This window comes from Paraburkholderia sp., assembly GCF_036488505.1.
Classification (GTDB): domain Bacteria; phylum Pseudomonadota; class Gammaproteobacteria; order Burkholderiales; family Burkholderiaceae; genus Paraburkholderia.
In genome coordinates this window covers 1-10,967 of record NZ_DASXHN010000268.1, presented here as the reverse complement: position 1 = coordinate 10,967, position 10,967 = coordinate 1, and the positions used below count along the sequence as shown (strand labels likewise).

The window sequence follows — 10,967 nt, the reverse complement described above, 5'->3', positions numbered from 1 at the left end:
GTGCGTCGCCGCTGATCGGCCGGCGGCGATTGCATGCGTTTGGCTGCGTCCAGAACGAAGGATTCGCCAACGCGTCGATCTGTGCGTCGGACAAGCAATGGTCTCCGGTGTCCGCGCCCCTGGGGCAGCGTAACGGCGCACCGTTGAGCGTAGCGATCGACGGATCGAATCGCGCATTGCATTGCCGCTGGTCGCTGATCAGGCCGTCGACCACGCCGTCAAGCGCATCGCAAGCCTGCATTGCCGCGTCGTACACCGCCTGGCGTTTCCCCACCGACAGATACGCGCCGGGTTTCGCCAGCGCGCGGTTCATGCGCTGACCTCCGAGCAGTGCGGCTGCATCGTCCCATGCCGGGTACCATGCGATTGCACCGTCCCAATCCGACGGCCAGCGCTGAATCGCCGTCACGGCCTCGCGCCCTCCCGTCGATCCGCCGGCGAAATAGGCCTTGCGCGGCAAGTGCGCATAGCGGGCCTTGATGATCGCCAGTGCCGCGTCGTGGGTTTTCTTCAGCGCGTCGCCGCCGAAATTGCTCACCGCCTCGTCGTTCAAACCGAAGCGTCCGTCCTGCGAGCCCAACGCGTTGGCCTGATGGCCGGAGTCGCTGGCGAAGGTCGCGTAGCCACGACCGAGCGGCACCGCTGCATCGACAGGACCATTGGGTACATTGCCCGCGACATCGGGGATGGTGCCGTCGAAACCGCCGCCGCCGAACATCACGACCTTGCCGTTCCACTCAGCGGGGAGCGCGACTTTGAACTGGATGTCGGGCGCGGATCTGTCGACCGGGGATATCTTGCCCGTCACTTCGCAGTAGTCGGGTAACGCGCTTGCTCCGCTTCCGCTCGCAGCAACTGGCTTCACCGCCGTCCCGCTCGCTCCAGAAGTAGGCTCACCAATTTCGGACGCGGGCACCACGAAGCCCTGAAGACGCTGGCAGGTGGCTTCGTGTCCCGCAGGCAAAGTCGCACCGATGCTGTACGCCGAAACCGCGGAAGTGATGAAAGCCGCGATCACGGCGCGACTCCCGGATTGCAGGAGTGACCTGGTAGCATGACTTCTCCGTGATGAATAACGTTTCACGTGGACGCGATTCATTTTCAGTAGAGGCATCGGCCACGGACTGGCTTTAACCGTTGAGCAAGACACACTCGCGTTGCGGTCGAGGCCGTTTGATAGTAGCGGTGACATCCGAGCGGCGCGAGGTCGGATTCGGACTCGAAAATGTTCTCCGGGGACAGCGCCTCGCCGCTCGTGGCGAACTGGCGCGGCTTCCGCTCGAGCGGTCAGTGCTTTCCCTGGACTAACGCGTCATGCCGCCAGAAACCTCGATGACCGCGCCGTTGATATAGCTCGCCTCGTCGCTGGCAAGAAACGCGTAGATGTTCGCAATCTCTTCAGGCTTACCTGGTGAAATTACGTCGGGAAATGCCGGTCTGTGTCGAAGAACCGAACAGCAGGCGGCGCCGCTCGAAGAGACTGCTGCAAGCTCGTGGCATCGAGCAGGTGACGACTAGGGTGTCGCCTATGACCAAGTTACACAGCCAAAGCAGCGCTTGTTGAACGGGCCGCGGCAGCATCGCTTTCCCAGAAAGAACAAGCGAGCCAATGCTTAAAGTCGTCGCAGGTTTTCGGTTTTTCTACAGAAAACTTTTTGTGCGAATGATAACAAGATGCATAAAAAATGACACGAAATTCATAATTGTCCATTGTGATTCTGCTGTCCGCCGCATCTGTCGTTATCAGTGGAAATGTTAAAAAAAATCGATTGCCAACCAGACAGATTCATACGAAAGATCCTGCACTCAGGAATTGGCCCGAACAACCTTATTTAGTTGGCGCTTCCGTGCAGTGTCTGCTACGACCGCCTGCGCTGGCACCTTGACATTCCAGGTTGCGGCGATTTAACAATGACTTAGCGGCCGCGTCGTGGCGACGCCTCAAGCGTTATTAGCCTCCCCTGGCTGATGCGAGCATGACAGTCGGAAGACAAAGCTAAGGATCGTCAGGCTGGAAATGTTATGTCGCAATAGCGCAGCATTGCATTTGCTATTTGTAGACAAATTAAAACTCTTGTGACAAAGTTCAGGCCAGCACACACCTTTCTTTTGGTTACGCAATACCGCCGGAGGAGACGCCGTATCTGAAGCGAATAGGTCAACCATCGTCTGAGATGGTGCTCAATCAGTTGAATAAAACCGCGTTTTCGCACGACGCGAGGCGACTCGCCATTCAGGCGCCGATGAAACCAAAGCGACGCCATATCAGGGGTTGGCAGCTATGAGTATTCGAGGTGTAACAAAGTCGGGTGCACGCCCGGCGAGACAACAACATGAAGGTCGGCAAGTGGCGTTCCCCCGCTCTATCGCTGTCCCTGTCTCCATGCCGTGTCCGTTCGGGCCTTCATAACGCGGCAGTCCATCCATCGTCTCAGCGGGTAGCCGTCGCAACCGGAAATATCTGGTCGACGCTCGCGTTTTCCTTTAGCTAACGAATGGATCGTGCGGCGGTGTTCTGCGCCGACACCAAAGATTCGCCGTCGAAAGATCAACGCTAAAGCTGTTCGCCGCTCGGAGATGTTTTCAACGCAGGAAATAGTCATCCTAACTAGTTGGGAGGCGAGCGCACGCTCGCGCTTTTTAACTCCGCATTTCGATCATTCGACGAGACAACGACATGAACAACGCATATCGGACCATCTGGAACAAGGCGCTGGGCGCCTTCGTCGCAACGTCGGAACTGGACACGTCGCGCGGCAAGGGCAAGTCAGGGTCAGCTGCCTCCATATGCGATGCGCGCAACGGTGAACCCGCGCAACGCAGTGCTGTCCCGCTACGTGGCGCATGACGCCGTCACGATCCGACAGTTGGCGGGCGCGCTGTCGTCGTTTGCGGTGACGGGCCAGCTGTATTTCCACGCGAATTCCACCGCGGCGGATTCGCTCGCGGTCGGCGCGGAGTCGATCGCTGTTGGGCCGACCACCGTGGTCAACGGCGACAACGGCGTCGGCGTGGGTAATGGCGCGATCGTCGATGCGACGGCGCCGGGCGGTGTCGCGATCGGTCAGGCCGCCAATTCGGCGCAAGCGGACGCGATCGCGGTCGGCAGCGGTTCGGTCGCGAGCGGCGCGCAATCGATTGCTCAAGGCGCGAACGCGAGCGCGGCCAACGCCGGGTCCATCGCAATCGGTTCGGGCGCGCAGAGCAGCGCGATCGATGCGCTCGCGTTGGGTGCCGGCGCGAACGCGTCGTTCGCGAACAGCGTCGCGCTCGGAGCAGGCTCCGTGACGACAGTCGGCGCGATGAGCAATTACATCGCGTATGGCTTGAGCACGCCGCAGTCGTCGGTCGGCGAAGTGAATATCGGCAATCGGCAGATCACCCGGCTCGCGGCCGGCAAGGCCGGCACCGACGCCGTCAACGTGTCGCAGCTCGATGCAGTGGCAAGCCGCTTGACGACGCTCATCGGCCAGCAGACCACCAACAACGGCGGAAGCTTCTCGTCGTCGCCCGGAACGCCCACGGGGCCGACGTCCTCGGGCACGAACTCGTCGGCCGGTGGACAGGGCGCGCTGGCGTCCGGCAGCAACAGCTCGGCGGTTGGTAACGGCTCGACGGCTTCGGGCACCGGTTCGACAGCAGTTGGAGCCGGGGCGACATCGACGGGTGCGGGCTCCACCGCGCTCGGTTCCGACAGTAACGACGGCGGCCGCACGAATGTCGTGGCAGTGGGCTCCGCTGCCACGAACCGGCAGGTCATCAATGTGGCAGCCGGCACCGCACCGACGGATGCTGTCAACGTCCAGCAGTTGAACACCGCGCTTTCTCAGGCGAACGCCTACACGGACACCCGGATGAACGAACTGCAGAACGGCATCAATTCGACGGCGCGTAATGCGTATTCGGGCATCGCCGCGGCGACCGCGCTCACGATGATCCCCGAAGTGGACAAGGACAAGACGCTGTCGCTCGGCATCGGCACCGCGGGCTTCCGCGGATATCAGGCGGTGGCGATCGGCGGCACGGCGCGCCTGACCGAGAACCTGAAGATGAAGGCCGGCGTGGGCATGAGCCCCGGAGGCACGACGGTCGGCGTCGGCGCGGCCAGGCAATGGTAAGTCGTGAACGCGGGGCCGCAGCCGCGCGCCCCGCATTCTTCGCCACACACAGTTTATGGAGCACCAGATGAACCGAGTCTTTTTCGCAAGCCTTTTCAGTACCGCCCTGCTCGTGATGACCGGATGCACGGCGGCGAGTGGTCCGACCTTCAACGCTTATTCGGTTGACTCGAGCAGCGGCGTTCGCACCTATCGGGCCGAGTGCCACGGGTTGTTCGAGAGCGCTTCGACTTGCATGGACGTGGCGCAACGCATCTGCGGCGACAAGGAGGTGCAGCCGATCGACAAGATCGACCGCGTGCGCGCCGCCGACGACAACCGCAGCGACCCGCGCATTCTGCTGTTCAAATGCTCCCAGCAGGCCAGCAACAATGCGCCGGCGGATACTGGGGCCGACGCCTCAGAAGAGCCCACGCTCGAGAGTTTTGCACTGGAAAGCGATGCATTGTTCCCGTTCGGCGAGTCCGCGGCCGAGACCATGTTGCCGTCCGCAAGAACGGAACTCGACGAAATTGCCGCCCGCATCCGCAAGCATGAGCAGGTGAGCGCGATCACCGTCGTCGGCCATGCCGACAGGCTCGGTGCCGAATCGCTCAACGGCCCGCTGTCGGTCGCCCGGGCCAACACCGTGCGCGACTATCTGATCGCGCACGGACTCGACGGCAGCATCATTCACGCGAAGGGCGTGGGCTCGACCCAGCCGAGAACGCACTGCGCGGACCGGGAGGGTCGCGCGCTGATCGCATGCCTGCAACCGGATCGCTATGTGTCGATCAGAGTTCAAGGCCGCAAGTAAGGCAAGCCGCAGTCGAATATCAGCCGTCCGTATGCGCATTGATTCGGTGCGCATACCTCGTTGTCTGCCGATAGGGGGGATTCGAGAAAAATTTGACAGACTATCTTTAGATATATATCTTACGATGCATCTTACGACACTCCATGGAGTCCTCAGATGCGTCATGCTCATTGTGATCACCCGCACGCCCCCGCCACCGCTGACACGCGCGAGCGCTTCTTTCTGCACGCACTCTGGCATGCGATCGGCCGCCATCACGCGCACCGTTCGGGCGGCCATGGCGGGCGCTTCGGCGGCGGCCCCGGCGGCTTCGGCGGCGACGGTGACGGCTTTGCTCGCGGCCGTAAATTCAGCTCCGACGATCTGCAACTGCTGCTGCTTTCGCTGATCGACGCGCAGCCGAGCCATGGCTACGAGCTCATCAAGGCGCTGGAGACGCGTTCGAACGGCTACTACAGCCCGAGCCCCGGCATGGTCTACCCGGCGCTCACCTATCTGGAAGAACTCGGCTACGTGAGCGTGCAGCTCGAAGGCAACCGCAAGCGCTACGCGTTATCGGATGCGGGCCGCGCCTATCTGGGCGCGAACCGCGAGCGCGTCGAGTCGATGCTCGCCAGACTGACGCATATCGCTCGCAAGATGGATTCGGTGCGCCGCGCGTTCGCCGGCGAGGAGCCGGCCGACGTCAGCGAAGGCGGCTGGGTGCCCGAGTTGAACGAAGCGCGTCGCACGCTGAAGAACGCGCTGCTGCGCCGTGACAGCGCGCCGGCCGACGAACAGCGTCGGATCGCCGCGATCCTGATGCGCGCGGCGAAGGAAATCGAAGGCACGAACGAAGGCACGGGCAAAGGCCCCGGCGAAGGCACGGACAACGGCGCCGAACCGGTTGCCTGACACTCGCCGCCCTCAGTCAAAGCCGTGACAGCGCGCCCAGCGCGCGCTCCCCGAACCGAACCGACCGAACCGAGCAGGAGCAACACCTTTATGCCGACCCAACACAATCGCCCCGATCTCGCCGTCTATCGCGTACGGCATCCATTGAAATTCCGGCTGCTGCAAGTCAAAGCGGTGCGCGCGCTGACCCCGCATCTGATCCGCGTGACCTTCGGCGGCGACGATCTGCACGACTTCGTGTCCGCATCGTTCGACGACCACATCAAGGTCTTCTTCCCCGAGCCCGGCGCCGACAAGCCGGCGCTGCCGCAAGCCGGCCCCGACGGCCCCGTATTTCCGGAAGGCAAGCGCCCGACCGCGCGCGATTTCACGCCGCGCCGTTTCGATGCCGAGGCGCGCGAACTGGACATCGAATTCGCGCTGCACGAAGCCGGTCCCGCGGCGACGTGGGCCGCGCAGGCGCAAGTGGGCCAGTACCTGGGCATCGGCGGCCCGCGCGGCTCGCTGGTGATTCCGACCGGCTTCGACTGGCATCTGCTGGTCGGCGACGACACCGCGCTGCCGGCGATCGCGCGCCGTCTCGAAGAGCTGCCTGCCGGCGCGCGCGCCGCCGCGGTGATCGAAGTGGCCGATCCGTCGGCTCGCATTGAATTCACGACGCGGGCGGAATTGCATGTCGTCTGGTGCTATCGCAACGACGCCAACGCACCCACAGCCGCACGCGGCGAAGCGCTGCTGCGCGCGGTCCGCGAAACCTGGCTGCCGGAACACGGCGACGGCTATGTGTGGGCTGCCGGTGAAGCGGCAGCGATCCGCGCGGTACGCCAGCATCTGTGTGGCGAGCGCGGCGTCGACAAATCGCGGATTCGCGCCGCGAGCTACTGGAAACAGGGTGCCGTCGCGGTGCACGAAACGCTCGACGACTGAGCCTTAGCCTCCGGGCCCCTGCAAACGGACAATCAGCGAATGCAGTTGCTCCGCGCTGAAGGGCTTGCGAAGCGAAGCAAAGTCGAATTCGAGTGCATCTGCGGACGGTGCCGCACCACCGGATGCGAACACGATCCTGATGTTGGCATTGCGTTCAACCACGGCTTTGGCGAGGTCAACGCCCGACCGTCCGGGCAGCGCGATATCGGTGACGAGCACGTCCACCCTTCCTGCTGTCAGTAGCTGCAGCGCTTCGTCCGCGTTCGCGGCCTGCTCCACGTCGTAGTCAAAACTGGCCAGCAATTCGCACAGTGCCTCCCGCGACGCGGCCTCATCGTCCACGACCAGGATCGACAGCTTTGCTGGCGCACGCGCGGATTCAGGCAACGTCCGGTCGCCCGAAGGCGAAGGCGAAGGCGAAGGCGAAGGCGACGCGTTGCCGACATGCTGCTGACGCGCCGGGCTGAGCAACCGGCGGATCTTCGACGCCAATTGCTCGCGGCTATAGGGCTTGCTGAGCAGGTGGACGCCCGGATCCAGGCGGCCCCCATGCACGATCGCGTTCTGTGTGTATCCCGACGTAAAGAGGACCTTCAGATCCGGCAGCGTGCGCGTGGCCAGTTTCGCCAGCTCGGTACTGCGCATCGGCCCGGGCATCACGACATCGGTGAACATCAGGTCGATCTGCACGCCGCTTTGCACGATCGCCAGTGCGCTTTGCGCGTCATCCGCTTTCAGCACGGTGTAGCCCAGTTGGCCGAGTGTTTCGACCACCGTGGTCTGCACCCGCCGGTCATCCTCGACGACGAGAATGGTTTCCGACCCGCCGGTGAGCGTAACCCGTTTAACGGGCTCCAGTTCGACGGCTTTTTCCATCGAGCGGGGCAGATAGACCTTGACGGTAGTCCCTTGGCCGGGCTCGCTGTAGATCTTGATATGCCCCCCGCTCTGCTTCACGAAGCCATATGCCATGCTCAGACCGAGGCCCGTGCCCTGCCCTTCCGGTTTGGTCGTGAAGAACGGTTCGAACGCGTGCTCCAGCACATCCGGCGGCATGCCGGTGCCGGTGTCGGTAATGGCGAACAGCACGTACTGGCCTGCGAGTACATCGGCGGCGAGCTCGCTGTAGCGGTCGTCGAGCATGGCGTTCGATAGCTCGAGCGTCAGTTTGCCGCCTTCGGGCATCGCATCGCGCGCGTTGATCGCGAGGTTCAGCACGACGTTCTCGAGATGGTTGGGATCGACCAGCGTGTTCCACAAGCCGCCGCCAATCACGGTTTCCACATCGATGAGCTCGCCCAATGCGCGCCTGAGCAGGTCATCCATGCTCCGGAGCATCACAGCAAGGTTCACGACGATGGGCTGCAATGCCTGGCGGCGTCCGAATGCGAGCAGTTGCGACGCGAGGTTCGCGCCGTGCTCGACCGCCTCGATCGCCTTGTGAAGTCGCTCCCGGGTCCAGGCATCGCGGTGGTGCCGCCCTTCGAGCAGTTCGAGGTTGCCGCGCAGAACCTGCAGGACGTTGTTGAAATCGTGCGCGACCCCGCCGGTCAGTTTGCCGAGCGCCTCTATCTTTTGCGACTGCAGCAGTGCGGCACGCGCGTTTTCGAGCTCTTCCTGAGCGGTCTTGCGCTCTGTCACGTCGCGCGTAATCTTCGCAAAACCGATCAGCGTTCCTTGCTCGTCGCGGATCGCATCGATCACGACGTTGGCCCAGAAACGGCTGCCGTCTTTCCTGACCCGCCACCCTTCGGTTTCGAAACGCCCTTCCGTCGCGGCCGTGTTCAGACCGCGCTCCGGCAGCCCCTGGGCCGCATCCTGCGGTGTATAGAATCGCCTGAAGTGAGAGCCGACGATTTCGCCGGCTTCGTATCCCTTGATGCGCGCCGCGCCGAGATTCCAGTTCGTCACATAGCCTTGCGGTGACAGCATGAAGATCGCGTAATCGGTCACGCCCTGCACGAGCAGCCTGAACCGCCGCTCGCTGTCCGCCACCGCTTCATACGCGAGGCGCTTGTCGGTGGTGTCGCGGACAATCTTCCCGAAGCCGAGAAAGGTACCGTCATCGGCGACGAGGGCCGCAATCAGCACGCTCGCCCAGAAGCGCGTGCCGTCCTTGCGAATCCGCCAGCCCTCGGTTTCATATTGGCCATGCTCGCGTGCGGCCCGCAGTCCCCTTTCGGGGACGTTGTTGCTCCGGTCCTCCTCTGTGTAGAACACGGAGAAATGCCGGCCGATGATGTCCCCGGCCTCGTAGCCTTTGATGCGCATCGCGCCCGGGTTCCAACTGGCAACTTCGCCGCGCTCGGTGAGCCGGAAAATCGCATATTCGGAAACGCGCGCGGTCAGGGCCCGCAGCCATGGAAAATCAGTTGCTTGATTGTGCTCGCCGTCCATCAGACCTCTCTCTGATATTGCCGGCCGACAAAGCGAAGTCCGCACACCCGCAGCGCTTACGCTGCTGCTCGCTGAGGTTGCGTCGTTGCCCGGGCAGACCGAACCGGCGCTGTGATGCTGCGAAGCAATGCCGCACCGTCACGCCGTTGTTTCTCAAATTATGCATCAGGCGCAATTGCGGCCGGCTTTTGTGTTGCAAATCCCACTCCGCGGAAGGGTGGCCGCGCGCCGCGCGCGCCTGACCGGTCACCGCCTTGACGCGCGTGTGCACGGCGACCTCTCGACTGCCAATCGACACCATCCGCGGTGCCAGTTCGCAACGGCTTCATTTCCCGACATCGCCTATCGCCCCCATTGCCGGTAGTGCTTTGACACATATCGAACAATTACGATATATGATTCGTCCTGTAGCGATGCAAGCGCTCCGGCGACGCCTGGCGTTGCGCGTGTTGCTGCTTCAATCACCTTGAAACCACTCAGATGACGCCCGATATCGACGCGATCCACAAAGCGCTGGCCAACCCGGTACGCCGGGAAATTCTTGGCTGGCTGCGTGAGCCGCAGCTGCATTTCTGCGATCAGGAATTGCCGCTCGACCACGGCGTGTGCGCCGGCAAGATCGACGAGCGCTGTGGTCTGTCGCAGTCCACCGTGTCGGCGCACCTTGCCGCATTACAGCGCGCGGGGCTCGTCACGTCGAAGCGGGTCGGCCAATGGGTGTTTTTCAAGCGCAACGAGGCCGTCATCCAGGCGTTCCTCGAACACGTGAACGCGAAGCTCTGAGGGTCCATTCGCATCGCCGCGCTCCTTTTCACGCCGTTTTTTTAAGGCCCGGGCCACGCCCGCCGCCAAAGGTGAACTTTCATGCCGACTCTTTTCGATCCGCTGCAAATTGGCGATATCACACTGCCTAATCGCATCATCATGGCACCGCTCACGCGTCAGCGCGCCGAGGAAATCCGCGTGCCGAACGCACTGATGGCGCGCTACTACGCCGAGCGTGCGAGCGCCGGCCTGATTCTCAGCGAGGCGACCTCGGTGACGCCGCAGGGCGTCGGCTACGCCGAAACGCCGGGCATCTGGTCGCAGGAGCAGGTCGAAGGCTGGAAGCTCGTCACGGATGCCGTGCATGCGGCCGGCGGCCGGATCTTCCTGCAGTTGTGGCACGTCGGCCGGATCTCCGACCCACTGTTCCTGAACGGCGAGTTGCCGGTCGCGCCGAGCGCGATCGCCGCGGGCGGCCACGTGAGCCTCGTGCGTCCGGAGCGCCCGTTCGTCACGCCGCGCGCGCTCGAACTGGATGAAATCGCCGGCGTAGTGAAAGCGTTTCGCAAAGGCGCGGAAAACGCGAAGGCCGCGGGCTTCGACGGCGTCGAAGTGCACGGCGCGAATGGCTATCTGCTCGACCAGTTCCTGCAGGACAGCACCAACAAGCGTACCGACGCGTACGGCGGCCCGATCGAAAATCGCGCGCGTCTGCTGCTCGAAGTCACCGACGCCTGCATCGGCGTGTGGGGTGCGAACCGCGTCGGCGTGCATCTGGCGCCGCGCGGCGACTCGCACACGATGGGCGATTCGAACCTGGCCGCGACGTTCGGCTATGTCGCGCGCGAACTCGGCAAGCGCAAGATCGCGTTTATCGCCGCACGTGAAGCACTCGGCGACGACCGCCTCGGCCCGCAACTGAAGCAAGCGTTCGGCGGCCCCTACATCGCGAACGAAAAGTTCACCAAGGAAAGCGCGCAGCAGCTGCTCGACGCGGGCGAAGCGGATGCGGTGGCATGGGGTAAGCTGTTCATCGCGAATCCGGATCTGGTGCGCCGTTTCGCGGAAGA

At 63.2% G+C, this 10,967-nt stretch carries 9 protein-coding genes and 2 pseudogenes; 7 read left to right on the top strand and 4 right to left on the bottom strand.

Annotation, left to right across the window (positions count from 1 at the left end):
• Both VGH68_RS15965 and VGH68_RS15960 read right to left on the bottom strand, forming a co-directional pair.
• A partial coding sequence (locus VGH68_RS15965) for a tannase/feruloyl esterase family alpha/beta hydrolase (RefSeq protein WP_331604616.1) occupies positions 1-1,099 on the bottom strand: 1,099 nt, incomplete at its 3' end.
• 205 nt (positions 1,100-1,304) lie between these two features.
• Positions 1,305-1,409 (bottom strand): annotated as a pseudogene (locus VGH68_RS15960) (SDR family oxidoreductase); the annotation flags it as partial.
• Positions 1,410-2,677: 1,268 nt separating this feature from the next.
• Between VGH68_RS15960 and VGH68_RS30120 the strand changes: the two are divergent.
• The 5 genes and pseudogenes from VGH68_RS30120 to VGH68_RS15940 all read left to right on the top strand — a co-directional run bounded on the left by VGH68_RS30120 (position 2,678) and on the right by VGH68_RS15940 (position 6,735).
• Positions 2,678-2,848 (top strand): ESPR domain-containing protein, encoded by a 171-nt coding sequence (locus VGH68_RS30120; protein WP_414696951.1) that lies wholly within the window; start codon positions 2,678-2,680, stop codon positions 2,846-2,848.
• Positions 2,841-4,118: pseudogene (locus tag VGH68_RS15955) on the top strand (YadA family autotransporter adhesin); the annotation flags it as partial. The gene VGH68_RS30120 and the pseudogene VGH68_RS15955, both read left to right, overlap by 8 nt.
• A 55-nt stretch (positions 4,119-4,173) precedes the next feature.
• Entirely contained in the window at positions 4,174-4,914 is a 741-nt protein-coding gene (locus tag VGH68_RS15950) for an OmpA family protein (protein WP_331604615.1), read from the top strand.
• A gap of 156 nt (positions 4,915-5,070) precedes the next feature.
• Positions 5,071-5,808: a PadR family transcriptional regulator gene (locus tag VGH68_RS15945; RefSeq protein WP_331604614.1), complete on the top strand. Its 738-nt coding sequence runs from the start codon at positions 5,071-5,073 to the stop codon at positions 5,806-5,808.
• 90 nt (positions 5,809-5,898) lie between these two features.
• Positions 5,899-6,735 (top strand): siderophore-interacting protein, encoded by an 837-nt coding sequence (locus tag VGH68_RS15940; RefSeq protein WP_331604613.1) that lies wholly within the window; start codon positions 5,899-5,901, stop codon positions 6,733-6,735.
• 3 nt (positions 6,736-6,738) lie between these two features.
• On the opposite strand, the gene VGH68_RS15935 is transcribed toward VGH68_RS15940, so the two are convergent.
• A complete protein-coding gene (locus tag VGH68_RS15935) occupies positions 6,739-9,132 on the bottom strand; it encodes a PAS domain S-box protein (RefSeq protein WP_331604612.1) in 2,394 nt (797 codons plus the stop codon).
• Positions 9,104-9,433: a hypothetical protein gene (locus VGH68_RS15930; protein ID WP_331604611.1), complete on the bottom strand. Its 330-nt coding sequence runs from the start codon at positions 9,431-9,433 to the stop codon at positions 9,104-9,106. The genes VGH68_RS15935 and VGH68_RS15930 overlap by 29 nt, the downstream gene beginning before the upstream one ends.
• A gap of 179 nt (positions 9,434-9,612) precedes the next feature.
• Here VGH68_RS15930 and VGH68_RS15925 point away from each other — a divergent pair, with 179 nt between their 5' ends.
• The gene (locus VGH68_RS15925; protein WP_331604610.1) at positions 9,613-9,915 is read left to right on the top strand and encodes a helix-turn-helix transcriptional regulator; all 303 of its coding nucleotides are present in this window, start codon (positions 9,613-9,615) and stop codon (positions 9,913-9,915) included.
• Positions 9,916-9,996: 81 nt separating this feature from the next.
• On the top strand, positions 9,997-10,967 hold a 971-nt coding region (locus VGH68_RS15920; RefSeq protein WP_331604609.1), incomplete at its 3' end, for an alkene reductase.

Coding starts and splice junctions, on each gene's coding strand:
- VGH68_RS30120 (WP_414696951.1), top strand. CDS start 2,678: ATGAACAACGCATATCGGACCATCTGGAACAAGGCGCTGGGCGCCTTC.
- VGH68_RS15950 (WP_331604615.1), top strand. CDS start 4,174: ATGGAGCACCAGATGAACCGAGTCTTTTTCGCAAGCCTTTTCAGTACC.
- VGH68_RS15945 (WP_331604614.1), top strand. CDS start 5,071: ATGCGTCATGCTCATTGTGATCACCCGCACGCCCCCGCCACCGCTGAC.
- VGH68_RS15940 (WP_331604613.1), top strand. CDS start 5,899: ATGCCGACCCAACACAATCGCCCCGATCTCGCCGTCTATCGCGTACGG.
- VGH68_RS15935 (WP_331604612.1), bottom strand. CDS start 9,132: ATGGACGGCGAGCACAATCAAGCAACTGATTTTCCATGGCTGCGGGCC.
- VGH68_RS15930 (WP_331604611.1), bottom strand. CDS start 9,433: ATGGTGTCGATTGGCAGTCGAGAGGTCGCCGTGCACACGCGCGTCAAG.
- VGH68_RS15925 (WP_331604610.1), top strand. CDS start 9,613: ATGACGCCCGATATCGACGCGATCCACAAAGCGCTGGCCAACCCGGTA.